We start from the raw sequence: 26,552 nt of genomic DNA, 5'->3' as shown, positions 1-26,552 counted from the left end.
TGCGCTCTCCCCGATAGATATTACGTGATGCGACGAATGCTTTCTGCAATCTCTTCTGGCTCGAACACGTTCTTCCAATCGTCGCGCATCAGCGCTGGAATGCCGAATTCGATGGCCTTGTTGCATGCATCCGAGAACACGCCCTGAACTTCGCCAAAAATGACGGCGCCCAGAACATTCATGTGGCCGAGCAGGAAGTCGCGTGCGGCTTCTTCAGGAACGCCGCGACGAACGGTTTCGTCCATGGCCTGCTTCATGACAACGAGAAGCGAAGCTGCAACGGTTTCCGAAAGACCTGGCTCGAGAATTGCGAGCTGCTCAACGGTGACGCGGTGCGAGCGCATGACAGGAGCCCAGATGACCTTGGCAACTTCTTCGCCGAGTGCATAAGCTTCTTCAGGACCCTGCATCAGAGCCGAAACGATGTGCTGCTTTGCTGCGATACCGCCGAAGAAATCGCGCTTTGCAGCAGGATCGGTTTCATCGTTGAAGATTGGCGGATGGCAAGGATGCGTGACGAAGTATGTCAGGTCTGCGCGTTCTGGCAGGTGACCGGCAAATGGTGCTGCTGCATCGAGTGCAACAACCATGGTGCCAGGCTTCAGCTTGTCAACGATGCCTGCTGCAACCTTACCGATGATGGTATCTGGAACAGCCAGAATAACGACTTCTGCGCCTTCAAGGCCTGCATCAACATCGACGGTATCGATACCGAGATCGTCCTTCAGACGTGCTTTACCGACTTCGCTGACTTCAATGTGGCGAACGTCAAAGCGCGAACCCTTGAGGTTCTTGGCCAGACGGTAGCCCATCTTGCCACCGGCGCCGAACAGAGCAATAGCTGTCATGATTGTAATTCCTTCCCGTAGTTTTGGTAGCTTAACTGGTATAACCAGTCAATGAGTATTCCAGATTTAAGCGGTTAGACCGTCACGAATCTGGCTGAAGTATCCGTCAGAACCGACCTGTCCGCCTTTAAGCGCAACTTGAAGACCGTTGGTGGCGGCATAGGTGCCATGTGCCGTGCAGAGCGGGGAACCCGGTGTCTGAGGCAATGGAAGGAGTGTTGTCAGCGCATCGACATGCAGTTCGCGCAAGGCGTGGCTGGAGGTGTCGCCGCCGGCTATCACGGCGCGGGTAAGCTTTTCGCGCTCAACAAGGCTGCGTAGGATGAAACCGAGGCTGCGCGCCAGTTTGTGACGGCTGCCTGCAATCTTATCGATTTCCGTACCGCGATCAGCCGATGGGCCAAGTGCTGTATTCAGGATAACGCTGTTACCTTGGCTCAGTGCCTGCTGACCCTGAGCGATGGCAGTTTCGATTGTTTGATTGCCGTTTTCGCCAAGCAGATCGAGTGGGTTAAGGTCAATGCCGGTAAAGCCGGAAGTCGTCGCATGACGGATCTGGCGTTCGGTCGTCGGCGAAACGCTGCCCGAAACAACCGCAATGCGGTCAGCTTTGCCCGGCAGCGGGAACTCTTTCTTCGCGCCAATCAGTCCGGCTTTGGCCCATGCAGCGAGAAGCGCATATTCAACGCCCGACGAACCAGCAACGAACCAGCCAGCATCCGGACGCAGACGCCAGAGCTGTTCACCCGCCTGCAACTGGCTTTCGCGGCTATCGACATCAAGCAGCAACATGCCGTCGGCGTCTTTGACAATCGCATTTACGCGGTCGTCGGCATCGGCGGCGGAAAGTGCTACTAGGTCAGCAAGTACAGTTTTAAGCGCTGTCTGCTGAGCAAGATGCACGCGCAGATCGGCTTCATGCATCGGCGTAACAGGATGACGGCTCATGACCGGATGACGATCAATGCGATAGACTTCGCCCTGATAAGCGGCAAAGAGATTGCCGAAAGAGGTGTAACGCTTCAACTGCGGTGCACCGACAATCACCGGCACATAGGCCTGATCGAAAATCGCTTTGCCGATTTCAACCGCTTTGCCGATATTGCCGACTTTCGGTGATGAATCGAATGTTGAACAGACCTTGTAATGCGCAATTGCCGCGTTCAGGCTCTTCAGCCAATTGAATGCAGGTGTAAGATTTTCCTGCATCCATTCCGGTGTTTCGCTGCGGCTGGTGCCTGCCAGGCCAATAGCCTTGCAATGCGAGAAGCGCGCAAGCAGGTCTTCATCCGGCACATTCATAAACAAAACAGTATCAACACCGTTGGAAGCCATGGCTTCCATAACGTCGGTGGAGCCGGTGAGATCGTCGCCGTAGTAAGACAGAAGAAGGTCGTGAGGTACGTTTGACATTATTCGCCTCCCTTCCCGAATTTTGCGAGCGAAGCTGCAAGTTCAGGATGGTCCGTTGCGTAAGTTTCGAGCGGGATGCCAGCAACTGCTGCTTCCCATGCCTGTTGCACGGCGCGAACGCCTGCGGCAGGGCCGCCCGGGTGGCTGACGATGCCGCCGCCGCAGAGATAAAGCAGGTCCGTGGTGCGGCCTGTGCGCTCATAGGTTTCCGGTGCCTGTCCGCCCCACTGGCCGGAACCGGCGACGGGAAGCGGGCAATCAGATGGATCAAACAGCGGCGTGCTGACGGCCTTGAACGAGTTGACGAAACTTTCGTCCGGCTCCCAATATTTCACGCGGATGCCGTTGATCTGGAACTGATCGACACCGAGCAAGCGCCAGAACTGCTGATAGACGCGGAAGTCCATGCCAGCTCCCGGATTGCGGGTCAGAATATCCCAGCCGTTGCGGTGCGCATGCAGTACAAGGCCGGAGCGCTTGCGCAGGAAGCTCATGCCGCCAAAGCCGATCGAGTTGATGTTGACCACGGCGCAATTGCCGCCAGCCTCAAGAACCATGTCGTGATTGCGCATCATCTCATCAGGATCGGCGTGAGAAATACCGAAGGCATACATGACCTTTTTGCCGGTCTTCTGCTCGTGATTGAGAATAAGCGGCATGATTGCTGCAATGCGCTCTTTAAGCGGCGAATAGGCCGGGCTCATCAGCTTTTCATCGTCTTTGATGAAATCAACGCCCGATTCAATGAGTTCGCCAACGAGTTCTGCGGTCTCATGCGGACGAAGACCTAGCGCTGGCTTAACGATCGTGCCGATGATTGGACGCTTTTCAACGCCTGTCAGACGACGGCTCCCGGCAATGCCGAATTGCGGGCCGGGATGCGCGCTTTTGAAGGCTTCCGGCAGCTTCATATCGACGACGCGAATGCCGGTCATGCCCTTGATGGAGTAAACACCGCCAACAGCAATGGTCATCAGCGCTGCAAGGTCAGTGCCGACCGCATCGAGCGGGAAGGAAATGTCAACATCGGCGCGCTTGATTGGGCCGTGTCCGGGTTCAAGTTCTGGCCAGGCTGGAACTGTTGCATCTTCAAGGGGACGGATTTCGAGCACACGCGCTGCAACGCGGGCTTTAAGTTCTTCTGTCTCGCCGGGAAGGGCGACAAAAGTACCGGTTGACTGATCGCTGGCGATCTTGGCTGCCATCTGTTCGATGCTGCCGGTTGTCTCAATGCGATAGGTCAGACAGATATTCATCGGATTTTTGTCGCTCGCTTGTTTTAAAGCGCATTTTTCCGAAAACGGTTCCAAAACTATTCGGGATGCGCTTTAGTGTTCCACCCATGTCAGAAATGCTCCGACATTTATTCTCCACACCTACTCGAAAGTTTCTCCTCGCTTTCAAGGATGTGACTGAAGCGCTTGGCTCCGAATGTGAACTGGTATAATGAGTATTCCAATATCTGCAAGTGGAAAATTGTTAGCCCATTCACGACATCGTGGGTAACAGCTTTCTTTGCGGAGCCTGAGGAGGCATAAGGGGGGAATGATAATGTGCAGTGAGATAGCATGAATAAGCCAGTGGAACCGATTATTCGCCGCAAATTGTCGGACGAGGTATTCGACCGGCTTGAAAACATGATCACGTCGGGTGAACTTACGCCCGGCGATGAAATGCCGTCGGAGCGTGTCTTGATGGAACGCTTTGGCGTGGGCCGTCCCGCAATCCGCGAGGCGATGCAATCGCTTGCCAAAATGGGGCTTGTCAGCATTTCACACGGCGAACGGGCAAAAGTTCTCAAGCTCACTGCAAGGTCGATCTTTCAGCAGGTTGATCCGACAGCGAAGATCATGTTGGCGCAGTCGATTGATTCCCTTGAGCATCTCAAGAATGCGCGTATTTTCTTTGAGCGTGGCATTGCGCGCGAAGCGGCTTTAAAAGCGACCCCGCAGGACGTTGCTGATCTCAAAGCAATCGTTGATCGGCAGCGCGCATCACTGGGTGAGGCTGATGCTTTCATCTCTGCTGATATGGACTTTCACATTCGTATTGCGAAGATTTCGGGCAATCCGATTTTCGTGGGCTTAAGCGAGGCGATGCTCGCATGGCTGCGTGAATATCATACCCATATGCTGATCTGGACGGGCAAAGAAAACTTCACGCTGGTAGAGCATGAAGAAATTCTTGATAGAATCGCCGCGAACGATGCGGATGGCGCGGAAGGTGCGATGCGTCATCATTTGGAGCGGTCGCGCGACCTTTATACGAAGTGAGGAAAATAATAGCCGGAATGTGTTCCGGCTTTTTTTACGTCTAATCGGATACTTGCCCTAGGTAGTTATCCAAACGCTCACCCTTCATGACGAGCTTTGAGCGAAGCTTGGCGGACTTTTCTTTGACTGCGTCCAGGTTGACAGGTTTGCCAACCTGAATGACGCCGATCATGGCCATCATAAGATGTGGTGGGCAGTAATAAAGATAAACGCCTTCCTGATCGACAGTGACTGTAAACTCTTCGTCAAGCTTGCTTTTCCAAGCTTTCACACCTTCAGGCACTGCGAAGGACTGCACATAGTGACTGGAGTTTTCCGGAATAAATGTAATTGTGTCGCCAACTTCCGCTTTCACATAGCCCGGCTCAAAAACCATGCCGCCTTCTTGTCCATAATTGAGCATTTTGATCTTGTGCTCTGCTGCCATAGATGCAGAGGCAATGAGGCTCAATGCAAAAGCCGTAATGATCGACTTCATAGGACTAGTCCTTCCTGATTTTGTATTGCTGGTTTGAATTTTTTGGCAACGGGTTGAATGACAGGGTTTCCTGCACGGTCACGCAGGATTTCGGCATCAACGCCATAGGTCTGAAGAATAAGATCGGATGTCACGATATCGGCTGGTGCGCCGGAAACCTGAAGACGGCCCTGAGAGAGCACGAGGAGATTGTCTGCATATTGGCAGGCTAGATTGAGATCGTGCAGAACAATGACAGTGACCCAGTTGTTTGCTTGTGTCTCACGCTTGACCAGATCAAGGAGGCCCACCTGATGTTTGAGATCGAGGGCGCTGACAGGCTCATCAAGCAGCATGGCTTTTGGTTCACGCATCAGAACTTGCGCAAACATGGTCATTTGCCGTTGGCCGCCACTGAGCGACGTCACATTGCGGTCGGCAAGATGAGCAATGCCCGCTTCTTCCAGTCGCGTCATAGCATGATGAAGAGTTTCATCATCGATGTGCAATGATAGCTTGTCGAGGCGTCCAAGAACCACGACTTCCAACACAGTCAAAGCTGCATCCGTCGTGCTGTCTTGCGGCATATAGGCGATGGCATCACGCCACTGGCGCAGCCGTGTGCTTCGATGAATACCTGTACTAAGCGTCCGGTCTTTAAATGTGATCTGTCCTGCTTCCAAAGGCAGATCCCCAAACATCGCACGAAGCAGTGTGGTTTTTCCGGTGCCGTTCGGACCGATGATGACGTGAATTTTCCCAGCCTCAAGCCGTGTGTCGACACTGGATATGATCGTTTGCGAGCCGCGTTTTATGGTTATGTTTTTCAGTTCCATCATACGCCTCGCGATCTTCGCGCAAAGATGAGCCAAAGCAGGAAAGGCACGCCAACAATGGCTGTAACAATCCCCACCGGAAAGAGTGCTCCCGGTATGATCGACTTCGATAGTACAGAGGCCGCGGACAGCATCAATGCGCCAGAGATCACAGACATTGGCAGGAAATAGCGCTGGTCTTCGCCGACGCTCATGCGCGCTATGTGCGGCGCGACAAGGCCAATAAATCCAATAACACCAACAAAGCTTGTCGCGGTTGCGGTCATAACCGCAACGATAATGAGAATTTTCATTCGCAAGCGACGCACATTGATGCCGAGGCTTGCAGCCCGCATTTCACCCATGCGCAGTGCAGCCAGCTTCCATGAATCTGCCATCAACAAGCCACAGCAAACCGCTGTGACTGCTGCCGTCAGCATCAGGGTCGGCCATGTGGCTTTTGTCAAACTGCCGAATAGCCAGAACAGGATCTGTTGGGAAACTTCAGGTGAGGATAGGAATTGGATTAGCGAAAGCAAAGACTGAAACAGGAAGAGCAGCGCGATACCGCCGAGAATGATGGTTTGCGCATTCATGTGTCGCATGGATGCCAGCGTGAACAGGAACAATGCTGCCAACATTGAGAAGGCAAAAGCCCCCCACAGGAACAGCGATCATAACAGGCAAGCCGAGACCACCTAATGCCAGAACAAAAGCTGCGCCAAAGCCAGCCGCTGCGGCCATCCCCAATGTGTAAGGGCTCGCCATTGGATTGTTGAGCAGCGTCTGCATCTGTGCGCCTCCCGCACCAAGCGCAGCACCAACAGCAAGCGCCATCAATGCCATAGGCAGGCGCAGGTTTCTGACGATGGAGTCCGTCATCGCGGCGCGTTCACCGATGCCAGTTAAGGAGCGGATCACTTCCATTGGTGACAACATTGATGGGCCGGTCGCAACGTCAAAGACAAGGCTCGCAGCCATGATTGCGAGAAATATAATGACCGTTCGCAGGCGTTTTCGTTCACGTGCGCGGTGGGTGGCAATCGCTGCTTTATGCCGTGAGAGAGTTGTCATGGTGGCCTGTTGAAATTGCAAAACAGGGTGCCACCATGGTGATGGTGGCACCCTTAAGCACGGGATCGCAGATATTACTTTACGCTGATTGCGAAGGTTCCCTGCGGGTCAACCGGCAGATACTTCTTGTAATAGCCATGATATTTGGCGATTGGGTCCATATCGGCGAACTGCTCAGGATAGAGTTCCTTTGCGATGTACTGAACCATCGCGAAATCCGACAGTGTGCGCGATGCACCCTGATAAACACCATAAAGCTTACCGTTCTGAACAGCTGGCAATTCGTTCCAACCCGGACGGGTTTCGAAGGCCTTGAGCTTTGCGCGCGCTTCATCAGCTTTCACAGCCTGCCCCATTGGCAGAGCGGTTTCATCCTTGTTGTTTTCGCGACCAGAGATCAGGATAATGTCTGGCTTGGAAGCAAGAACCTGTTCCGGATTGATCGGCCCCCACCACTCAACAAACGGTGCTGCGATATTGTCGCCACCAGCCACAGGGATCATCGCGCCCCACATGTTTTTGCCGTAGGTGAAAGAATATTCAGCCGGTCGTTGTTGCCGAATTCGACATAGACCTTTGGCTTGTTTTTGCCAGCCTTGGCAACGCGATCTGAAACATCCTTCAGAGCGCCGGAATACATATCAGCGATTTCTTTCGCACGGTTTTCGGTCCCTGCGAGTTCGCCGAGAACCAACGTAGATGCAACGTGGCGATCAACGGTCTGCGCGTTGTAATCGATGACGACGACCGGAATCCCTTCTTCTTCAAGGCGATCTGCGTCAAGGCCGAGTGCCTTATACTGCCAGTCTGCCAGAATGACGAGATCAGGATTGAGGCTCAGTACCTTCTCGACAGAGAAGGTCTGTGCTTCGACTTCTCCTACGTCAGGGATGTCTTTTAGTGAAGGGCGATGTGTTATATGCATGTTCCAGTTTGCAGGAACCCAGCCTTCCCAAGCTTCGCGCGAAATGCCGACGACTGAGTCGTAAGCCTTTTCGCCGCCGACTGCCATGTAGTCTTCAAAGTAGAAGCCCACGACAACACGCTTTGCAGGAAGATCGACCTTTACTTCACGGCCGATGACATCGGTGATGGTCTTCACTTCTGCAAATGCAGGGGCTGTGAATGCAATGGCGCAAGCGGACAGAAGCAGCGCGAATTTCTTAGTGATCAAAATAATCCTCAGGGGCACGATTTTGCGCCCCTGATATTAAAGTTGACTTACTTAATCAAGTTATTGCGAGCAAAGATTTACCTGTGTCAGCTGCCATATGAACGCTCATACAGCGGTTTTTCCGGGAAAACTCCAAGCTTTCCTTGATTTTCGCTGCCTGTAGTTCAGGTGTAGCCAATACGAAAGTATTAGATTTTTCCTGTTAGGGCTGTATCGAGTAAATCGAGCGCGCCCTGTTTGGTAAGCTCAATCGGGTTGCCGCCAGCGGTCGGATCGACAATCGCCATTTCTGCGACCAATATCTTGCGGTCCTCGTCCATATCAAGATCCTTGATAAAGTCTTGTAGTGTATCTGGAACACCAAGGTCGCGGCGTAGCTTCATAATTGCATCAATAAAGCCGTTAAACCCACCTTCAATTCCAAGATAACGGGCAAGTCGTTCAATGCGCTTTTCGATTGCCGCGCGGTTATGCTCAAGCACATAGGGCATGAAGACGGCATTGGTCATGCCATGATGCGTGTCGTAAAGAGCGCCGATTGGGTGGGAGAGGGAGTGGATCGCACCTAGTCCTTTTTGGAAGGCTGTGGCGCCCATGGAAGCTGCGGCCATCAAATTGGCGCGCGCTTCAATATCATTGCCATTGGCATAAGCCTTTGGCAGGTTCTCGAACACTAAGCGTATGCCTTCAATTGCAATGCCGTCAGCCATAGGGTGAAAGCCCGGTGCGCAATAGGCTTCCAAACAATGTGCGAGTGCGTCCATGCCAGTGCCAACGGTGATGAAGGGGGGCATGCCAGTCGAAAGTTCTGGATCGGCAATGACCGTTACAGGCAGCATTTTCGGGTGGAAAATGACTTTCTTGGTATGGGTGGATTCATTGGTCAGCACGCCTGCGCGGCCAACTTCCGAGCCGGTGCCAGCGGTTGTCGGTACGGCGATAACCGGTTCAATCGCATTGCTGTCGGCGCGGGTCCACCAGTCGCCAATGTCCTCAAAGTCCCAGACATCGCGGGTCTGACCTGCCTGAAAAGCGATAAGCTTGCCCAGATCAAGCGCCGAGCCCCCGCCAAAAGCAATCACGCCGTCATGCTTGCCATCGTTGAAGACCTGCACGCCAGCATAAAGATTACTTTCGACCGGATTGGGCTTCACATCGGAAAAGACCGCATACTTGACGCCAGCTCCGTCAAGAATAGCGAGAGTGGAAGCGACGACGGGGAGTTTTGCGAGGCCGGGATCTGTGACAAATAATGGGCGTTCGATACCGGCTGCTTTGAGAACAGCAGGCAGTTCCTTGATGCGACCTGGCCCAAAAAGCACTGTGGTCGGAAAATTCCATTTGGCAGTCAGAGTGGTCATGTCAATTGCTTTCCAGAGATTCAAATGAGATCAGATTTTTTCGCGCAGGTGGAAGGATTTTGGCCGCGTGAGATTGCCATAACCAATGGGCGAAAGGGCAGCACCCTTGCCGGTATCTTTCACTCCCGTCCAGACCAGTGCCGGGTCGAGATAATCGCAACGATTCATGAAAACAGTTCCGGTTTCGATGCGGTCGCCGAGGCTCGCTGCATGATCCGTGTCGCTTGTCCATAATGAAGCGGTGAGGCCGTAAATGCTGTCATTCATCAATGCCAGCGCTTCCTCATCATTGCGCACTTTCATGATGCCAACAATGGGGCCAAAGCTTTCTTCACGCATCACACTCATCTGATGGTCGACATGGGTAAGCACTTCCGGCGCAATATAAGGCGAACCCGCGGTGTCGCTCTCAATCTTCATATTGACGTGCGCTTTGGCGCCCTTGCGCAAGGCTTCGGCTTTCTGCTCGCGGATGAGATCGGCAAACCGCGCCTGCGCCATCGGTCCCAGCGTGGTTGCGTTATCGAGCGGATTGCCGACCACATATTGCTTCGTGAGGTCGATGAAACCATCGACGAAGCGGTCATAGACGGCTTCATGCACGTAGATACGTTCGATGCCACAGCAGCATTGACCGGAATTGAAAAAGGCACCATCAACCAGATTGGCGACAGCATGGTCGAGATTGACGTCGGGCAATACATAGGCCGGGTCTTTTCCGCCAAGCTCAAGCCCCAGCGACATGAATGTACCTGCTGCAGCCTTCTCGATTGCTCGCCCACCGCCGACGGAGCCGGTAAAATTGACATGGTCGATTGAGCCAGACGCCAACAGCTTTTCCGTAGACGTATGATCAAGAACGATATTCTGGAAGACGCCTTTTGGAATACCAGCCTTTTCGAAGGCTTGCGCGAAGCTTTCGCCCGTCAGCAATGTTTGTGTGGCGTGTTTAAGAAGAACCGTGTTGCCCGCCATCAGTGCCGGAATGATCGTGTTGACGGCGGTGAGATAGGGGTAGTTCCAGGGTGCAATGACCATGACCACGCCGAGCGGAACATGCTTTACGTAACGACGAAAGCCATCTTTCTGTGCTGGAACATAAGGCTCCAGCGCTTCTTCTGCGATGTCGATCATATATTGGCCGCGTTCCTGAACGCCACCATTCTCGCCGCCATAGCGCGTTGGCCGCCCCATTTGCCATGCGATTTCCGGGATGATCTCGTCCTGCATTGCAGCAAGCGCGTCGAGTGCCAAACGGCAGTAGCGTGAGCGTTCTGGTATGCTGGTGGCTGCCCAGCTGGGTTGCGCCTGACGTGCCGCCGTGACCGCCGCATGGATCGCGGTGTCACTGGCATAGGCGCGTTCTGCATAAATCGAGCCATCGATAGGGGAGATAATTCTGGCCGTGCCGCTCATTGGGCAATTCCTCTATGCTTCATATAATCTAATAGCGTTCAAAGCCGCGATGCAGTTCCCAATCTGTAACGCGGCGGTCATATTCAATTTGCTCCCAGTGTGCGGTGTGGACATAGTGATTGACCACTTTTTCACCGAGCGCTTCTTTGAGGAATGCCGAGTTTTTGAGAGCTTCTGTCGCTTCGCGCAGCGTGTACGGAATTTCCTTGAGTTTAACCGCGCTATAGGCGTCCCCCACAAATGGATCTTCCAGTTCCAGATTTTCGTCGATACCTCTAAGCCCTGCTGCAATAAGCGCCGCAAAGGCCAGATAAGGGTTGAGATCGGCTCCACCGATCCGGCATTCTATGCGAATGCCTTTGGTGCCTTCGCCGCACAGCCGGAAACCGGCAGTACGGTTATCCTGGCTCCACATGATCTTTGTTGGCGCAAATGTGCCTGCCTGAAAACGTTTATAGGAGTTAATATAGGGTGCCAGAAAATAGGTGTAATCAACAGCGTACTTGAGCTGGCCCGCCACCCATGAGCGCATGAGTGGCGTCATCGTATTGGGGGCTTTGGGATCGAAGAACAGCGGTTCTTTACCGTCGGCACTCCAGATGGAGTTGTGAATATGGCTGGAGCTTCCCGCCCTGCTATAATCATACTTTGCCATGAAGGTGATGCACTTGCCATGGGCCTCGGCAATTTCCTTCATGGCATTTTTCATGATGACATGGCGGTCAGCCATTTCCAGCGCTTCTGCATAGCGAACATTGAGTTCCTGCTGTCCCGGTCCCCATTCGCCTTTCGAATTTTCAACCGGGATGCCTGCGGCACCCAGATGATTGCGCATGGCGCGCAGAACCTGCTCTTCCTTGGTGGTGAGATGGATGACATAATCCTGCACATAAGGAGAGGCGGTTTCCATATCCTGCCAGCGTTTTGCGCGTGCTGTTTTATATGTCTCATCGAAGAGATAGAATTCCAGTTCCGACGCGAAATAGGCGCGATAGCCGCGCTCATTCAGACGTGCGAGCTGCTTCTTGAGGATGCCGCGCGGTGAATGCGCCAGATCTTCGTGATCTTGGTGGTCCAGCACATCACAGAGCACGATGGCTGTCTTTTCCAACCATGGCGCCAGACGCAGAGTTGAGAGATCCGGCTTTATGACGAAGTCGCCATAGCCCTTGTCCCAACTTGCGGCCTCATAGCCTGGTACGGGCTCCATATCGATGTCGTCAGCCAGAAGATAGTTGCAGCCATGGGTCTCATCATGCCCGGATTCCACAAAAAATGGTCCGTAGAAGCGTTTGCCAATCAGACGCCCCTGCATGTCCACAAAACATGCAAGCACGGTATCAATCTCGTCATTTGCGACGGCTTTTTTCAGAGTGTCGAAAGTTAACTGTTCGGCCATTTAATGCTTCGCTCCTCACGGGATAAAATCATGGGCGCTGCGCATTGTTGCGCGGCGCCCTCAATTGTTAGCTGTAGCGATAAGGCGCGCCCGCATTGCGCATGGTTTCCTGATATTTCTTCAGAATTGCGACCACTTTGGCATTGCGTTCGCTCTGCTTGGCAACGTCGTCCCAGAACTCAAGCGCTGCGTCTTCAATCTGCTTCCATTCGGATTCTGGAATGGTGGTGAGTTCGAGTTTGCCGCCGGTGGTGCGGTAATGCGCTTCACCCCACCAGTACCAATGCTGGCGATGATAGTGCGAGGAATCCATCGCGAGCCTGAAAAGAGTCTTGAGGTGATCTGGCACCGCCTCCCATTTTTCGGTATTCGCGAAATAGGAGCCAGCCCATGCACCATTGATGTTGTTGGTAAGGTAGTATTTGTTGATGTCTGCCCAGCCGACCGTGTAGGCCTCGGTTGCGCCGCACCATGCGACGCCGTCGAGTTCGCCGGTCTGGATGGCGACTTCGATGTCTTCCCAAGGTAATGTCACAGGGACAACGCCAAACTTGGTGAGGAAGCGTCCGCCGGTCGGGAAGGTGAAAACGCGCAACCCTTGCAGGTCGGCAACGCTGCGGATTGGTTTGGTGGTCACAAAATTACACGGATCCCATGAACCTGCGCTCAGCCAGGTGACGCCCGGAATTTCCTTATAGGCTTCTTCCCAGATTTCATTGAGGCCGTACCAGTTAAACAGTGCCGGCACATCAAGACTGTAGCGCGATGCAAACGGGAAATAAGCCCCGAAAACCGCCACATCGACAGGCGATGCCATCGAGTCATCATCGCTCTGTGCCGCATCAATTGTACCCGACTGCACAGCGCGAAATAGTTCGCCCTGCGGCACAAGCTGATCAGCAGTATATAGTTCGATCACCATTTCACCGTTTGCAGCCTTATTAAAGGCATCGATTGACGGCTTGATAACGTGTTCTGCGAGTGCTGGACCGGCATAGGTCTGCAGTCGCCACTTGATCGGGCTTTGTGCCCGTACATAAGGTGTAGCCAATGTGGTGGCGCCTAACGCCCCCACGGTTGTCAGCCCCGCTTTTTTGAGAAAGTCACGTTTATTAAGCTTGTTATTCTCGCTCATGCCCATTCTCCCAATTGTTGTTTGATGTTCCCTTTGTTCTATCGCGCATCTTTATCCGAAAACCGCTTCACACTTTTCGGGATGCGCTCATGCTGGTCTGGCCGCTTTCCGGCTCTTTTGACCATTCTTATGCGTGTTCCTCCGTCATCTTTTTCATCGGTCCTCTCTTATCGGCCCATGTACCAGTTCGGCAGCCACATCGCGATCTCCGGAAAGATCATCAGGATGATGATGGTGAGCACCATCAGCAAGAAGAACGGCACGATTGAACGATAGATATCCATCAATGTCACTTCTTTGGGTGCTAAGGCCCGCATCATGAAGAGATTGTAGCCAAACGGCGGTGTAATATAGGCGATCTGGCAGGTGATGGTGTAGAGAACGCCGAACCAGATCGGGTTAAACCCAAGACTTTTGACCAATGGAATATAAAGTGGTGCCACGATCACCAGCATGGCCGTGTCATCGAGAAACATCCCCAGAACGATGAATGACAACAGCATGAGAATAAGGATTGACCACGGCGACAGATCAAAGGTGCCGAGCAGGATTTTTTCAATCGCCTTGACAGCACCGAGGCCATCATAAACGGAGGAAAAACAAAGTGCTGCGAGAATGATCCATAGGAACATGCAGGTGACTGTCAGCGTATTGAGTGTCGTTGTTTCCCACACCTTTTTATTCATGCGGCCGGTCAAAAGAGTTGCCAGAGTTGCCAACAGTGCACCAACGGCTGAACTTTCAATAAGGCTGGTTACGCCTGTCAGAAACAATCCCATCATCGCGCCAAAAATGACGAGTGGGAGCAGACCGACTTTCAGCACCGAAATACGCTCTGCCCATGTGATGCGTTCAAGCTCTTCCTTTGGCAGGGTTGGTCCGAGTTCCGGCTGCAAACGACAGCGGATATAGATGTAAATCGCAAAGAGGGCTGCCATCAAAAGGCCGGGGCCGATACCTGCCAGCCAAAGCTGGAGAACAGGCTGCCGTGCGATCATCGCGTAAAGCACGAGAACTACGCTGGGTGGAATCAGGATACCGAGTGAACTTCCTGCCTGAATAACGCCTGTGACCATGACCTTGTTATAGCCACGCTTCAAAAGTTCGGGCAGGGCGACCGTCGCACCAATGGCCATACCCGCCACGCTTAGACCGTTCATGCAGGAAATGATAACCATCAGGCCGACGGTTCCAAGTGCCAGTCCGCCACGAATGCCGCCGAACCACACATGAAACATGCGATAAAGATTGCTGGCGATGCCGGACTCCGAAAGCATGTAACCCATGAAGACAAAGAATGGCACCGTGATCAGCGGATACCAGTTCAGTACCGCGAACGTGGCGTTGTAGGGCATCTCGAAAGAGCCCTTGCCCCACAACAGAAGTGCAGCGATTGTGCCTACAAATCCGATGACGCCAAAGACGCGCTGCCCGGTCATCAGCAACACCATCATGGTGGCAAACATGAAAAGGGTGATGAGTTCTGAGCTCATAAATGATGCCCTTCTTCAATCGCTGGCCCTGCCATTGTTTTTATTGGCTTGCCCCTTAAGAATGCCCAGTCCTTGAAGAAATTCGAGATGCATTGCAGTAGCAGCAGGAAGATGCCCACCGTCATGATGAGCTTAATTGGCCAGAGCAATGGTGCCCATGCCGTATAGTTTTTTTGGTTGTAAGAGATTGCATAAGTGGTGGATGAAATGCCGCCCATTACCATCACGCCGAGATAGAAGATGATGAAGAGAATGGTGATCATATCGGTGATCGCCTTCTTTCGCGGGTTCAGGCGATCAAAGAATAGGTCCATGCGCACATGCGCGCCCTGTTGCATGGCATAAGCTCCGCCGAGCAGATAATAGGCCGAAAGCAAGAATTGCGACATTTCCAACACCCAGTTGATGGGTACGCCCAGAACAACACGCGAAAAAGTCGAGTAAAGAAGGCAGGCACCGAGCACGAAGAACAGATACATCGCAAAACGCCCGACATAGTGGTTTAGTGCATCAACATATTTGATGAACAGTCTGATTGGCTTGGGCATTTCACGCTCCTTCAGGCTTTCGATCTGTTGCTTTGACCTTGGGAGACAAGATCGTTTCCGATTGCCGCAAAAATGGTAGAAAGCCGCTCTGCCCAATGCGCCTGTGTTTTGGTGCTGGCGATTTCGTTGTTACGGAGCTCAATCATCACGCAGGGTGCGTTCCGTGGACGCGCATGACGTTCCAGCGTGTAATAGACCCGATCAGCTGGCGAGTAAGGTTCGTTAATGCCGACATTCAGGCTTTTGTCTTGCGAAAGAGCTGCAATTAGCGGCTTTGCGATGCGATCATCCTCGTCATGAATGATGCCGATTTGCCATGGTCGGGAAACGCTGCGGTAGACCGGCGTGAAAGAATGAATGGTAGCGATCCAAGACGGCAACCCACGCTTGGTGCGTTCCGCGATTACTTTTTCGACGCAGGTGTGAAATGGTCGATGTGCAAGGTCGATGCGCGCAGTGCGCTCTTTCGCGCTCAGATCGTGATTGCCGGGAATGATAGTGGTTTCGCTGATCTCCGGTATGAGGTCAGAGGCATGGAGGGGTCGATTGCAATCAATCAGCAATCGGGATAGGCCTGACTCTACCAGTGTGGCGTTTAAGCCTGCACTCAACCGACGCGCAACCGCAACCGCGCCGGGATCCCAGGCGATATGCGCTGTTAGTGTGTCAGCGTTTAAACCAAGACTGTTGAAGCGTTCCGGAATGAAGTTTGAAGCGTGTTCGCAGATCAACAGCCAAGGGCTGTTGCCGTCCTCATTTACGACATGAACAGGCGCGCACGAAGCCACGCGATTTTCTCGCTCGTCCGTCATTCTGTTTGTTCCCCGCGCTGTAACTTATGTTACGTTTTTTCAGATTATGCGCTATTGTGGATTATTTGATACGGTCTATGATAATTTGTCAAACACAATTTCGCCCAAATCTGAAAAGGGCAGACTTAAAGGGAAACAGCTTGCAGACGAGTGCCACAGTAGCGGAACTGATCAATGAACGGATTGATGCAATGCCAGCGGGAGAGAGAAGCGCTGCGCAAACTCTGGTCGCCAATTATCCTATGCTGGGTTTGAAAACGGTTGCTGAATTCTCAGCGCAGGCCGGGGTCAGTTCTCCGACAATTTTGCGTTTCGTCAATCGTCTTGGTTTCCAGAGTTATCCTGATTTTCAGGCTCGTTTGCAGGATGAGCTTGCCGCCCAATTACAGTCTCCACATCATCGCAATGCGCGGCCGGACAAAGAGCAGGACAAGGCCTATCCGGCTGTCGAGCATACGCTTGAGAATATCCGCGAAAGCTTCCGGCATTTGGGCGAAAAGCAGCTGAAACAGGCGGTTGCTGCTCTTTGTACCTCAAAGGGCAATGTTTACCTGATCGGCGGACGTTTCACCGACCCTATTGCGCAATACATGGCAGCGCATATGACCATTATCCGACCAAACGTTTTTCATCTTGGCGGGCAGGAAAGTGTATGGCGAGATCGTCTGCTTGATATGGGCAAGCGCGACGTACTGGTGGTGTTTGATATTCGTCGTTATCAGGACAGTCTTCTGAGGCTGGCCGAAAAGGCGCGCGGGCGAGGGGTGGACGTCATCCTTGTGACCGACCAGTGGCTTTCGCCCATCGCACGAGTATCACGTCATGTTCTTGCAGGTCGTATTGCGGTGCCGTCTGCATGGGATTCATCTGCGGCACTTTTCGTGCTGGCTGAAACAATCATTCGTGAAATGACGCGCGTTCTGGAAAAAGACAGTGCAGCCCGTATCGCTGAACTGGAAGCATTGCGCTGATCACCAGTTGAGAACTTACGCTCAGGACTCATACCTTTTTGAGCCAGAATATAACGGGTGGCAATTCTGCGTCAGTCTTTCAATCTTCCAATCATGATTTCGATACGATTATACCGCTTCTATCGGCGTTTGTCAGACTTGATAGCCTTTTTGCGGCTTTTGCGACCCGGGATGCATGGCTTTATCTCTTGGTCTTTTAACCGTTTTCTGAACCAGTCGGCATCATAGCCTCTATCAGCAAGAAGCCAGTCGACCTTCGGTAGCGTCTCGATTAAGGCGGCAGCTCAGGTATAGTCGCTGATTTGTCCCGCCGTTACGTGTAACCTGATAGGGCGACCCTGCGTGTCGGTGACGGCGTGCAACTTGATATTCATGCCACCTTTTGTCCGGCCGATCAGGCGTCCACCACACCCTTTTTTTAACCGTCGGTTTGAGGCCGTGCGGTGCGCTTTCAAATAGGTCGCATCTATCATGACAGTCTTTCCGACCGACGACTTAGAAAACAAACCTTCCAGTATTTGAGCAAATATCCCCTTGTGACACCACCGTAACCCATTAAGAAGAATGAATATAATTCCACTCAAAAAACGCCTGGCATCAACGCGTCGACGTCTGTGACTCTTGGGAAAAAGGGGCAAAGGCGTGACATTTACCCTTCGCTCAGCCAGTGAAGATTACTCATTAATCAGTCTCCTCAAGCGAAACTGAATCAGCTCAATATCCCAAATAAGTGGTCCTGAGCTTAGCTTTGCGGAACGCGCACCAACGGTGCGCCATTGCAATAGAGCAGAAAAAACGGTTCCGATTTTCTCACCGATGTTGTAGCCAAGACGCCGCACGGAGCGCCGGTTTGGCGCATCTTGCTTGCATGGGAGGCATGAGGTGGACGTATTTCTGGGTGTTGATGTTGGCACTGGCAGCGCGCGGGCAGGTCTGTTTACACGCGATGGAGAGTTGTTGGCGAGTGCCAAGCACAATATCCGCATGTGGAAGCAAGGGTCGGATATTGTCGAGCAATCTTCGGAAGATATCTGGCAGGCCGTTTGCAGCTCAGTGGCAGCAGTATTGGAGCTGGCAAATGTCGCCCCGGAATCCGTCAAAGGCATCGGCTTTGATGCAACCTGTTCGCTGGTCATTCTCGACAAAAACGGCAATCCATTGCCTGCGAGCCCTGCCGGTGACGCAGAGCAAAACATCATCGTTTGGATGGATCATCGCGCCCGCGAACAAGCTGAACGTATCAATGCGACAGCCCATCCCGTTTTGCGATATGTGGGGGGACGCATTTCTCCAGAAATGGAAACACCAAAGCTGCTTTGGTTGAAGGAAAATAACCCTGATACGTTCAACGCCGCCGGTCTCTTCTTCGATTTGCCTGATTATCTGACCTATCGTGCAACTGGTAGCCACTCCCGCTCGCTGTGCACGGTGGTCTGCAAATGGACCTATCTTGGCCACGAAAAGCGATGGAATGAGGATTACTTCCGCACAATTGGCCTCGGCGTGCTGGCTGATGAAGGTTTTGCCCATATTGGGACCGACATTGTCGATATCGCGACCCCTTTGGGGCAAGGATTAACTGAGCAGGCTGCAAAAGAGCTGGGACTTGTGCCTGGTACGGCGGTCGGTGCGTCGCTCATCGATGCGCATGCCGGTGGTGTCGGCACAATTGCAGGAAGTGCGGATGAGAACAGCGCCGTCGATATGCAGACAAGGCTCGCACTCATTATCGGCACATCTGCCTGCACGATGAGTGTTACCGAGAAACCTGCATTTGTGGATGGTGTCTGGGGGCCTTACTGGGGTGCCATGATGCCTGGCCTTTGGCTCAATGAAGGGGGGCAGTCGGCATTTGGTGCCGCGACTGATTATCTGGTCGGTATGCATCCCTTTAAGGCAGAGGCTGAGAAGGAAGCGGCAGCCAAAGGCCTTTCACTTCTCGACTATCTTGAGCAGCTGGCCATCGATGCGGCGGGTGAGCTTTCAAAAGCAGCGCTCCTGGCAAAGGGGCTTCACGTTGTGCCGGAGTTTCTGGGCAATCGTGCGCCAGACGCCGATCCTGATGCGACCGGCACTATAATGGGCATCAAGCTCGATGCATCGCGAGAAAATCTGGTTTGTCTGTTCGTTGCAGGACTTTGTGGTCTGGCCTATGGCACGGCGGATATTCTTGATGCACTGACTGCCAAAGATATTCCAATCCGTACCATAATCGTGAGTGGCGGTGCTGCGCGCAGTCCGCTCATGCGTCGGATACTGGCTGATGCGACAGGCCTGGAAGTATCCATGCCGTCTTCTGCCGAGCCTGTTCTGCTTGGCTCAGGCATCGCGGGCGCTAGCGCTTTTGAGAAAACTGATCTCGCTCAGATTGCTGCCAGCATGAGCGCAATCGCTGAAACGATTGCGCCGCAGAAAGGTTTGGTCAGCGAGTTCCATGCTGCGAAGCGCGATATCTATAAAAATCTGAAGCGCAGCGAGCTTGCCGCGCGTCGGTTGATGCAGAAGTTTTAAAGCATTTCCAAGCAAAAGTGCGAAGTGGCTTTGCGTCGGATATCGTGGTTCAAATGTCCTGTCTTAACTTTAGACGCAGTAAGCGGGTTTATTTACCCGCTTTGGGCGCCTTGAAAACGGGAAGTGGGTAAGTTTTGCCAAGAATGATACCCGCTTTCTGCAACACGTCTTCCGGTGCAGCATAGGGTTTATGGATCCAACGATCCGGTAATGCCGCGATTTCCGGCACCCATTCGCGCACATATCCGCCGTCGGTATCGAATTTGTCGCCTTGCAAAACAGGATTGAATACGCGGAAATAGGGTGCCGCGTCCATGCCGCAACCGGCAACCCATTGCCAACTCCCCGGATTGCTTGCGATATCTGCATCCACCAGCGTGTCCCAGAACCATTTTTCGCCGTCGCGCCAATCGATCTGCATGTTTTTGCTTAGGACGGACGCCACCAGCATCCGCACGCGGTTATGCATCCAGCCCGTAGCCCAGAGCTGACGCATCCCGGCATCAATCATCGGAACGCCGGTATTCCCCAGTTTCCAGGCTTCGAACGCTTGTGGATTGCTCTGCCATTGAACCTCAGCCAGTGTATCGCGCATATCATTTTCAGCGATGTCCGGACGATAATAGAGCTGGTGATAGTGAAAATCGCGCCAGATCAGTTCGGAGAGAAATTTTTCACCGCCCGTTTGTGTGTTCGGATGCTCATCCATCAGCGAAAGCGTGGCATACCATGCCTGTCTCGGGCTGATTTCACCGAAGCGCAGATGTGGCGAAAGTTTTGATGTGCCTTCGACAGCCGGACGATCACGATCGCCGGTATAATTGAGGATGGCCTCATCGAAGAAATGATATAACCGATCAATAGCCGCCGCTTCGCCTATCTTCCACAAGCCACGCATCTTTTTTGACCAGAAAGGCTGGTTGTAAACTTCGCTTGCAGGCTTATGCTTGAGGGTCGATGGTTCGGCTTTCCAGTCAGACATGGAGAGCGGTCGGTTTACGCCCTGCTGACGCAGCGTTTTGGCGTAGGGTGTAAAGACCTGATAAGGACCGCCACTGCCTGTTTTAATCTCCCACGGCTCAGCCAGAAGATTGCCTGCAAAGGACTCCACATTCAGCCCCTTGTCTTTCAGTGTGGACTTGACGACAGCATCGATATCGCGCTCCTGCGGCGCATAACGCCGGTTCCAGAACACTGTATCGAAGCTGTTTTGTCCAATCAGTCTTTCAATGATATCGAGTGCATCGCCGCGTGCGACCCAAAGCGCGACATTGCGTTCTTTGAGGGCTTTTTCGAGTGAATTGAGGCTCTGTTCCAGCCACCAGAGTACGGCACCTCCGGGTGCGCGCAATTGCGGATTGGTTTCATGCACATAAAGCGCTGTGATCTTGCCACCCAGCTTGACGGCGGCTTGAAGGGCAGGATTGTCGGCAAGGCGCAAATCGTTGCGCAACCAGACAAGCGCATTCGCAGTCATGTATCATCCTTACTTACGTTAAACTTTTCTAACCATTACGGCTTTCAGAGACTGATGGATCACAGGATCAGGCATTTAAGCCTCATAACTAGAAGCGGCGTTTTTTTCTCAAGCCTGAGAGCAACAAAGTTTTGTTGAAGGACAAACAAATCTGAACCGCTGGCGCTAGGTGATCGCGAAAAATGTTTAATATTTAATCACGTGTCTATTTTTGATGCAGATCCTATCGGGGATGCTGCTTTGTTAAATTGGATCGGTATATCTCGGGGAAGCTTGTTTCCGCTTCTTTAAAATAGGTGTGAAGTAATTCAACAACTTAAATCTATTTTAAAAGCGCATCTGCCGTTTTTTTGAAACTGGCACGCAAATTGCTTTTATCTTTTTAAGCGCGACTATTTGCATTCCAAGAGTGTGATGTGTCCGCAGTTGGTTGATTACGCAGAACAAAAGAGACTAGGCGATGACAAAATTTAAGCTCGAATATATCTGGCTCGATGGCTACACTCCAACTCCTAACTTGCGTGGCAAAACACAGGTTAAAGAGTTTGACGCCTTTCCTGTTCTTGAGCAGCTTCCGCTTTGGGGTTTTGATGGCTCATCAACAATGCAGGCAGAGGGCCGTAGCTCGGATTGCGTATTGAAGCCAGTCGCTATCTATCCAGATCCAGCACGAACGAATGGTGCGCTTGTGATGTGCGAAGTGATGATGCCAGATGGCGTTACACCGCATCCGTCTAATAGCCGCGCAACAATTCTCGATGATGCGGATGCATGGTTTGGTTTTGAGCAGGAGTATTTCTTCTACGAAAACGGCCGTCCGCTCGGTTTCCCTGAACAGGGCTATCCAGCACCACAGGGTCCATACTACACAGGTGTGGGCTACAAGAATGTCGGCTCTATCGCTCGTAGGATTGTGGAAGAGCATCTGGATCTTTGTTTGGCTGCAGGTATTAATCACGAAGGTATCAATGCTGAAGTGGCAAAGGGCCAGTGGGAATTTCAGGTGTTCGGTAAAGGCTCAAGAAGCGCTGCCGATCAGATTTGGATCGCTCGCTATTTGTTGCTCCGTCTTTGCGAACAGTATGAAATTGATATTGAATTTCATTGTAAGCCGCTCGGTGATACCGACTGGAACGGTTCGGGAATGCACTGCAATTTTTCGACCAAATTTATGCGCGAAGTTGGTGGTAAAGCCTATTTCGAAGCACTTATGGCGCAGTTCGAAAAGAACCTTCAGGAGCACATCGAAGTTTACGGTCCAGACAATCACATGCGTTTGACTGGCAAGCACGAAACAGCTCCTTGGAACAAGTTCTCCTATGGTGTTGCTGATCGCGGCGCATCGATCCGTGTTCCACATTCCTTTGTTCAGAATGGTTACAAGGGCTATCTCGAAGACCGTCGTCCAAACTCGCAGGGCTGCCCATACCAGATCGCTTCACAGGTTCTGAAGACAATCTCGGAAGTTCCAACTGAAGAAAACGAGTCGCTGGCCGCCTAACTTCTGAAAAGTCGGGCGTTATTATGTAAAAAACGGTGGGAGATTATCCCACCGTTTTTTATCAATTATGTTCAGCGCTATTTTTATGACCGGTCCAGAAGTCGCACCTGCGAGGCCACGTGATACCCGGAGTAGGCTTATGAAATATGTTTTTATAAGTCGCTGATGATTGTCTGCGATATTAGCTTTTTTTGCGGCTGCGCAGCTCAGGATTGAGTGCCAGCTCACGCTCATAGGAAATAAGACCGGACGCATAGGCTTCCTGTCGCGCAACGCTCCAGTATTTCAGCTCATCCAGCGGAATCTGAGACGCCGATACTGCACAAACCACGTAAGAGCCGTGTTTGATGATTTCAAAATCGCCATCAAGATAGCGCAGGACAGCTTCGGAAGAGCGCGGTGATTCAAATTTGTTCATTGTGTAATTCCCTGATGCAAGAAAAGTCTTAAAGCATATCGTATTTATACTACACGCTTTAATCGTTTTTTTTACGCATGTCAGTATCGGAAAACCGGTTCCCACTTTTCCGTGACATGCTCTAGCGCCTTCCGAACAAGCGTTCAATATCAGTAAGCTTCAGTTCGATATATGTTGGACGGCCGTGGTTACATGTTCCAGAGCCCGGAGTTGCTTCCATATCGCGCAAGAGAGCGTTCATTTCTTCCGGTTTCAGGCGGCGACCAGAACGAACCGAGCCATGACATGCCATCGTCGCAGCAACATGATTGAGCATGGCCTTCAGTCCATCGGACGTATCATGGTCAGCAACCTCATCGGCCAGATCGCGGATCAGTTGCTGCACATTCATCTCACCCAGCATCGCAGGCGTTTCACGAACGGCAATTGCGCCGGGACCAAATTGTTCGATCCCAAGACCGAAACGCGCGAGAGTTTCGGCATGGGCGGCAAGCCGCTCGGCATCTTCTTCGGACAGATCGACGATCTCGGGAATTAGCAACATCTGTCCGGGGATCGGACGCGAGTGCAGCGCATTCTTCAACGCCTCATAGACGAGCCGTTCATGGGCCGCGTGCTGATCGACAATGACGAGACTGTCTTCCGTTTGGGCGACGATGTAATTTTCGTGGACTTGCGCGCGAGCAGCGCCGAGCGGCTTCTGCATCAGCTCAACCGGGGCGTCCGCGATTGTGGCGCGCGCGTCGGCAGCAGGCGCTGCAAACCTTGAAATCGTAGCCTGTTCGTCTTCGCGAAATGCCGGAACATGATCAAAATCGAGTGGCTTATGTGCCGGGTGGGCTGTTTGTGGCGACCACTCACTGCGTGGGGCTGGGGCGGCAGTGCGCCAGTTATGTGTGGCATAATTCTGCGCGGCGGGACGTGGGCTGAACCCTTCAGCGCGAAACGCCTGTAACATTGCTTCAGCGCCACTGGTTGCAGGACGAATGCCGGATTGTGCCAGCGCCTGTTTGATCGATCCAACGATTAAGCCACGCACCAGACCGGGATCGCGGAAGCGCACATCTGCCTTTGCTGGATGCACATTCACATCGACCAATGCCGGATCAATTGTCAAAAACAGCACAGCAACCGGATGCCGATCTCTGGCAATCACATCGGCGTAAGCACCGCGCAATGCGCCAAATATCTGTTTGTCTCGGATGGGGCGGCCATTCACATAGGCAAATTGGTGTAATGCATTGCCGCGATTAAATGACGGGATGCCAGCAAAACCTGCCAGTCGAACACCGTCACGTTCGGCATCAATATGCAGCGCATTATCCGAGAATTCCTTGCCAAGGATCTGTCCGATACGTTCTAACGTTGCATCGACGCCTGTTCCCGTCGCAGGCAGTTCAAGCGGGGTGCGGTCGGTGCCTGCGAGCGAAAAACGCACATGAGGAAAAGCTATAGCGACTCGTTTAATCACATCGGTAATCGCAGTCGCTTCTGCGCGGTCGGTCTTCATGAATTTGAGACGAGCTGGGGTCGCGTAGAAAAGATCACGCACTTCGGCAATCGTACCGCGATTAAGCGCTGCGGGACGAGGGCCTTCGAGATGCCCGCCACTCACTGTCACTTCAAAGCCGGACTCTGCATCTTGCGGGCGGGACTTGAGCGATAGCTTTGAAACTGAACCAATCGACGGCAATGCCTCACCGCGAAAACCAAGCGCGCGAATATCGTTCACATCGTCGGTGAGTTTCGAGGTGCAATGACGCGAAACGGCAAGCGAAAGTTCGTTCGATGGAATGCCAGAACCATTATCGGTCACGCGCAGCAGTGTTTTGCCACCACCAGCGGTCACGACTTCAATGCGGGTTGCGCCCGCATCGATAGCGTTTTCGACAAGTTCCTTGATCACACTGGCGGGGCGTTCAATCACCTCGCCAGCCGCGATCTGGTTGATAATAGTTTCGCTTAAGTGCTGGATCGTCATGATGCGATTATAGCGGATTCGCTTATGCGAAGAACCGCTAATTCGTCGTCATGACGATCAGCTGCGTCCATAAATATCGTCGAAGCGAACAATGTCGTCTTCACCGAGATATTCGCCGCTCTGCACTTCGATCAGAACGAGTGGCAGAATACCTGGATTTTCCAGACGATGTTTGAAGCCGCAGGGAATATAGGTGGACTGGTTGTTGGTGAGCAGGATTTCGCGCTCGCCATTGACCACCTTGGCTGTTCCAGAAACCACGATCCAATGTTCTGAACGATGGTGATGCGCTTGAAGGCTGAGACGGCTGCCGGGTTTCACTTCAATACGCTTGATCTTGAAGCCATCGCCTTCTTCAAGCACGGTATAGGTACCCCAAGGGCGGTGTGCCGTGCGATGCAGTTTTGCTGCTTCATGACCCTGCGCACGCAGCTTGTTGAACACTTTACGAACGTCTTGCGCCTTGTCACGATGGGCGACGAGAAGGGCATCCGGTGTATCGACGACCAAAAGATCATGAACACCGACAAGGCTTACAAGCCGGGTTTCAGAAAGAACAAAGCTATCGGTTGTGTCTTCGAGAACGGTTTCACCACGCAGTCGATTGCCTTCAACATCCGCTGGGATAAGATCGGCCATTGCAGCCCACGAGCCAATATCAGACCAGCCACAAGAAACGGGAATACACGCAATGTTCTGTGCCTTTTCCATCACGGCGTAGTCGATGGAAATAGCTGGAGTTGCAGCAAAGGCATCTTTGGCAATTTCTAAGGTTTTGGTTTCGCCATTGTTGCCGCGGCGCGCGGCATCGAGGGCCGCTTTTGCACCAGCCAGAACTTCCGGCGCATGAAGCTGCATTGCGGTGATCATGGTCGCAGCCTGGAAGCAGAACATGCCTGAGTTCCAGTAATGGCGACCACCATCAACATAAGCCTGGGCTGTTACTGCATCCGGCTTTTCGACAAAGCGAAGCACATCAGAGCCATCGACCTCAATATAACCAAAGCCTGTTTCTGGTCGATCTGGTACGATGCCGAATGTTACTATGCGGCCAGTCTCAGCAATCGCATTGGCTTTGCTGACGGCTTCTGCAAATGCCCGCTCGTCTTCGATCAAATGATCAGCAGGCATGACGAGCAAAACAGCGTTTTCGCCGTAAGCTGCAGCGGCCTGTAGGGCTGCGAGTGCGACAGCAGGTGCGGTATCGCGACCAAGTGGCTCCAGCAGGAATGTGTTTTCCAGTTTGCGTGCATTGGCTGCGGCATAGGCATCAAGCGTTAAAAACAGAAAGTCGCGGTTTGTGACGGTCAGGATTTGTTCGACACCTGCAAGATGCGACGCGCGCGCATAGGTTTTGCCAATAAGCGTGCCGCCGTCAGGCAACTCGATGAACGGCTTCGGGTGTGCGTCACGCGATAATGGCCAAAGTCGTGAACCTGAACCGCCGCTGATAATAACTGGAATTAAGCTCATTT

22 protein-coding genes and 2 pseudogenes are annotated in these 26,552 nt (G+C 52.6%); 4 read left to right on the top strand and 20 right to left on the bottom strand.

Features of this window, described 5'->3' with window-relative positions; genetic code table 11:
- Positions 1 to 20: 20 nt before the first annotated feature.
- From RI570_RS11835 to oiaX, 3 genes are all read right to left on the bottom strand, one after another.
- Positions 21 to 848: a phosphogluconate dehydrogenase C-terminal domain-containing protein gene (locus RI570_RS11835; RefSeq protein ID WP_250043832.1), complete on the bottom strand. Its 828-nt coding sequence runs from the start codon at positions 846 to 848 to the stop codon at positions 21 to 23.
- Between the two features lie 66 nt (positions 849 to 914).
- Positions 915 to 2,261 carry a four-carbon acid sugar kinase family protein gene (locus RI570_RS11830; RefSeq protein ID WP_313828734.1) on the bottom strand — a complete coding sequence of 449 codons (1,347 nt, stop codon included), beginning with the start codon at positions 2,259 to 2,261 and terminating at the stop codon, positions 915 to 917.
- Positions 2,261 to 3,517: a 3-oxo-isoapionate-4-phosphate decarboxylase OiaX gene (gene oiaX, locus RI570_RS11825; protein ID WP_313828733.1), complete on the bottom strand. Its 1,257-nt coding sequence runs from the start codon at positions 3,515 to 3,517 to the stop codon at positions 2,261 to 2,263. The genes RI570_RS11830 and oiaX overlap by 1 nt, the downstream gene beginning before the upstream one ends.
- Before the next feature lie 312 nt (positions 3,518 to 3,829).
- Here oiaX and RI570_RS11820 point away from each other — a divergent pair, with 312 nt between their 5' ends.
- On the top strand, positions 3,830 to 4,534 hold the full coding sequence (locus RI570_RS11820) for a transcriptional regulator NanR (RefSeq protein WP_313828732.1): 705 nt from the start codon (positions 3,830 to 3,832) through the stop codon (positions 4,532 to 4,534).
- Positions 4,535 to 4,574: 40 nt separating this feature from the next.
- On the opposite strand, the gene RI570_RS11815 is transcribed toward RI570_RS11820, so the two are convergent.
- From RI570_RS11815 to RI570_RS11755, 12 genes and pseudogenes are all read right to left on the bottom strand, one after another.
- Entirely contained in the window at positions 4,575 to 5,012 is a 438-nt protein-coding gene (locus tag RI570_RS11815) for a pseudoazurin (RefSeq protein ID WP_313828731.1), read from the bottom strand.
- The gene (locus RI570_RS11810; RefSeq protein ID WP_313828730.1) at positions 5,009 to 5,830 is read right to left on the bottom strand and encodes an ABC transporter ATP-binding protein; all 822 of its coding nucleotides are present in this window, start codon (positions 5,828 to 5,830) and stop codon (positions 5,009 to 5,011) included. The genes RI570_RS11815 and RI570_RS11810 overlap by 4 nt, the downstream gene beginning before the upstream one ends.
- Positions 5,827 to 6,880: pseudogene (locus RI570_RS21670) on the bottom strand (FecCD family ABC transporter permease). The gene RI570_RS11810 and the pseudogene RI570_RS21670 overlap by 4 nt, the downstream one beginning before the upstream one ends.
- 74 nt (positions 6,881 to 6,954) lie before the next feature.
- Entirely contained in the window at positions 6,955 to 7,395 is a 441-nt protein-coding gene (locus RI570_RS11795; protein WP_313828727.1) for an ABC transporter substrate-binding protein, read from the bottom strand.
- Entirely contained in the window at positions 7,380 to 8,054 is a 675-nt protein-coding gene (locus RI570_RS11790) for an ABC transporter substrate-binding protein (protein ID WP_313828726.1), read from the bottom strand. The genes RI570_RS11795 and RI570_RS11790 overlap by 16 nt, the downstream gene beginning before the upstream one ends.
- Positions 8,055 to 8,242: 188 nt before the next feature.
- Positions 8,243 to 9,415, bottom strand: coding sequence for an iron-containing alcohol dehydrogenase (locus RI570_RS11785; RefSeq protein WP_313828725.1), 1,173 nt, complete (start codon positions 9,413 to 9,415; stop codon positions 8,243 to 8,245).
- A 30-nt stretch (positions 9,416 to 9,445) separates the two neighbouring features.
- A complete protein-coding gene (locus tag RI570_RS11780) occupies positions 9,446 to 10,831 on the bottom strand; it encodes an aldehyde dehydrogenase family protein (protein ID WP_313828723.1) in 1,386 nt (461 codons plus the stop codon).
- Between the two features lie 28 nt (positions 10,832 to 10,859).
- Positions 10,860 to 12,230 (bottom strand): glutamine synthetase family protein, encoded by a 1,371-nt coding sequence (locus RI570_RS11775; protein ID WP_313828721.1) that lies wholly within the window; start codon positions 12,228 to 12,230, stop codon positions 10,860 to 10,862.
- 67 nt (positions 12,231 to 12,297) lie between these two features.
- Positions 12,298 to 13,365, bottom strand: coding sequence for a TRAP transporter substrate-binding protein (locus RI570_RS11770; protein ID WP_064321515.1), 1,068 nt, complete (start codon positions 13,363 to 13,365; stop codon positions 12,298 to 12,300).
- 167 nt (positions 13,366 to 13,532) lie between these two features.
- Positions 13,533 to 14,858, bottom strand: a complete 1,326-nt coding sequence (locus tag RI570_RS11765; protein ID WP_313828719.1) for a TRAP transporter large permease subunit — start codon at positions 14,856 to 14,858, stop codon at positions 13,533 to 13,535.
- Complete coding sequence (locus tag RI570_RS11760) at positions 14,855 to 15,406, bottom strand: TRAP transporter small permease subunit (RefSeq protein WP_313828718.1); 552 nt, start codon at positions 15,404 to 15,406, stop codon at positions 14,855 to 14,857. The genes RI570_RS11765 and RI570_RS11760 overlap by 4 nt, the downstream gene beginning before the upstream one ends.
- A gap of 11 nt (positions 15,407 to 15,417) precedes the next feature.
- The gene (locus RI570_RS11755; RefSeq protein ID WP_313828717.1) at positions 15,418 to 16,218 is read right to left on the bottom strand and encodes an N-formylglutamate amidohydrolase; all 801 of its coding nucleotides are present in this window, start codon (positions 16,216 to 16,218) and stop codon (positions 15,418 to 15,420) included.
- Positions 16,219 to 16,244: 26 nt separating this feature from the next.
- On the opposite strand from RI570_RS11755, the gene RI570_RS11750 reads away from it, so the two are divergent.
- On the top strand, positions 16,245 to 17,189 hold the full coding sequence (locus tag RI570_RS11750; protein WP_409558661.1) for a MurR/RpiR family transcriptional regulator: 945 nt from the start codon (positions 16,245 to 16,247) through the stop codon (positions 17,187 to 17,189).
- Positions 17,190 to 17,263: 74 nt separating this feature from the next.
- On the opposite strand, the pseudogene RI570_RS11745 reads toward RI570_RS11750, so the two are convergent.
- Positions 17,264 to 17,871, bottom strand: a pseudogene (locus RI570_RS11745) (IS5 family transposase); the annotation flags it as partial.
- Between the two features lie 200 nt (positions 17,872 to 18,071).
- On the opposite strand from RI570_RS11745, the gene RI570_RS11740 reads away from it, so the two are divergent.
- Positions 18,072 to 19,700 carry an FGGY-family carbohydrate kinase gene (locus tag RI570_RS11740; RefSeq protein ID WP_313828715.1) on the top strand — a complete coding sequence of 543 codons (1,629 nt, stop codon included), beginning with the start codon at positions 18,072 to 18,074 and terminating at the stop codon, positions 19,698 to 19,700.
- 88 nt (positions 19,701 to 19,788) lie between these two features.
- Here the strand turns inward: RI570_RS11740 and RI570_RS11735 are convergent, their stop codons facing one another.
- On the bottom strand, positions 19,789 to 21,177 hold the full coding sequence (locus RI570_RS11735) for a deoxyribodipyrimidine photo-lyase (protein ID WP_313828714.1): 1,389 nt from the start codon (positions 21,175 to 21,177) through the stop codon (positions 19,789 to 19,791).
- A gap of 460 nt (positions 21,178 to 21,637) precedes the next feature.
- On the opposite strand from RI570_RS11735, the gene RI570_RS11730 reads away from it, so the two are divergent.
- Entirely contained in the window at positions 21,638 to 22,678 is a 1,041-nt protein-coding gene (locus RI570_RS11730; RefSeq protein WP_313828712.1) for a glutamine synthetase beta-grasp domain-containing protein, read from the top strand.
- A 181-nt stretch (positions 22,679 to 22,859) separates the two neighbouring features.
- Here RI570_RS11730 and RI570_RS11725 read toward each other — a convergent pair whose 3' ends face one another.
- From RI570_RS11725 to RI570_RS11715, 3 genes are all read right to left on the bottom strand, one after another.
- Positions 22,860 to 23,096, bottom strand: coding sequence for a DUF2093 domain-containing protein (locus RI570_RS11725; RefSeq protein ID WP_313828711.1), 237 nt, complete (start codon positions 23,094 to 23,096; stop codon positions 22,860 to 22,862).
- Between the two features lie 121 nt (positions 23,097 to 23,217).
- Entirely contained in the window at positions 23,218 to 25,077 is a 1,860-nt protein-coding gene (gene mutL, locus RI570_RS11720; RefSeq protein WP_313828709.1) for a DNA mismatch repair endonuclease MutL, read from the bottom strand.
- Positions 25,078 to 25,134: 57 nt separating this feature from the next.
- Entirely contained in the window at positions 25,135 to 26,550 is a 1,416-nt protein-coding gene (locus RI570_RS11715; protein ID WP_313828708.1) for a mannose-1-phosphate guanylyltransferase/mannose-6-phosphate isomerase, read from the bottom strand.
- Positions 26,551 to 26,552 lie beyond the last annotated feature (2 nt).

The sequence above is a fragment of the Brucella pseudogrignonensis genome, assembly GCF_032190615.1.
GTDB classification, from domain to species: Bacteria; Pseudomonadota; Alphaproteobacteria; order Rhizobiales; family Rhizobiaceae; genus Brucella; species Brucella pseudogrignonensis_B.
This window is presented reverse-complemented; position numbering and strand designations above follow the sequence as displayed.

Coding starts and splice junctions, on each gene's coding strand:
- RI570_RS11835 (WP_250043832.1), bottom strand. CDS start 848: ATGACAGCTATTGCTCTGTTCGGCGCCGGTGGCAAGATGGGCTACCGT.
- RI570_RS11830 (WP_313828734.1), bottom strand. CDS start 2,261: ATGTCAAACGTACCTCACGACCTTCTTCTGTCTTACTACGGCGACGAT.
- oiaX (WP_313828733.1), bottom strand. CDS start 3,517: ATGAATATCTGTCTGACCTATCGCATTGAGACAACCGGCAGCATCGAA.
- RI570_RS11820 (WP_313828732.1), top strand. CDS start 3,830: ATGAATAAGCCAGTGGAACCGATTATTCGCCGCAAATTGTCGGACGAG.
- RI570_RS11815 (WP_313828731.1), bottom strand. CDS start 5,012: ATGAAGTCGATCATTACGGCTTTTGCATTGAGCCTCATTGCCTCTGCA.
- RI570_RS11810 (WP_313828730.1), bottom strand. CDS start 5,830: ATGATGGAACTGAAAAACATAACCATAAAACGCGGCTCGCAAACGATC.
- RI570_RS11795 (WP_313828727.1), bottom strand. CDS start 7,395: ATGTGGGGCGCGATGATCCCTGTGGCTGGTGGCGACAATATCGCAGCA.
- RI570_RS11785 (WP_313828725.1), bottom strand. CDS start 9,415: ATGACCACTCTGACTGCCAAATGGAATTTTCCGACCACAGTGCTTTTT.
- RI570_RS11780 (WP_313828723.1), bottom strand. CDS start 10,831: ATGAGCGGCACGGCCAGAATTATCTCCCCTATCGATGGCTCGATTTAT.
- RI570_RS11775 (WP_313828721.1), bottom strand. CDS start 12,230: ATGGCCGAACAGTTAACTTTCGACACTCTGAAAAAAGCCGTCGCAAAT.
- RI570_RS11770 (WP_064321515.1), bottom strand. CDS start 13,365: ATGAGCGAGAATAACAAGCTTAATAAACGTGACTTTCTCAAAAAAGCG.
- RI570_RS11765 (WP_313828719.1), bottom strand. CDS start 14,858: ATGAGCTCAGAACTCATCACCCTTTTCATGTTTGCCACCATGATGGTG.
- RI570_RS11760 (WP_313828718.1), bottom strand. CDS start 15,406: ATGCCCAAGCCAATCAGACTGTTCATCAAATATGTTGATGCACTAAAC.
- RI570_RS11755 (WP_313828717.1), bottom strand. CDS start 16,218: ATGACGGACGAGCGAGAAAATCGCGTGGCTTCGTGCGCGCCTGTTCAT.
- RI570_RS11750 (WP_409558661.1), top strand. CDS start 16,245: ATGTTACGTTTTTTCAGATTATGCGCTATTGTGGATTATTTGATACGG.
- RI570_RS11735 (WP_313828714.1), bottom strand. CDS start 21,177: ATGACTGCGAATGCGCTTGTCTGGTTGCGCAACGATTTGCGCCTTGCC.
- RI570_RS11730 (WP_313828712.1), top strand. CDS start 21,638: ATGACAAAATTTAAGCTCGAATATATCTGGCTCGATGGCTACACTCCA.
- RI570_RS11725 (WP_313828711.1), bottom strand. CDS start 23,096: ATGAACAAATTTGAATCACCGCGCTCTTCCGAAGCTGTCCTGCGCTAT.
- mutL (WP_313828709.1), bottom strand. CDS start 25,077: ATGACGATCCAGCACTTAAGCGAAACTATTATCAACCAGATCGCGGCT.
- RI570_RS11715 (WP_313828708.1), bottom strand. CDS start 26,550: ATGAGCTTAATTCCAGTTATTATCAGCGGCGGTTCAGGTTCACGACTT.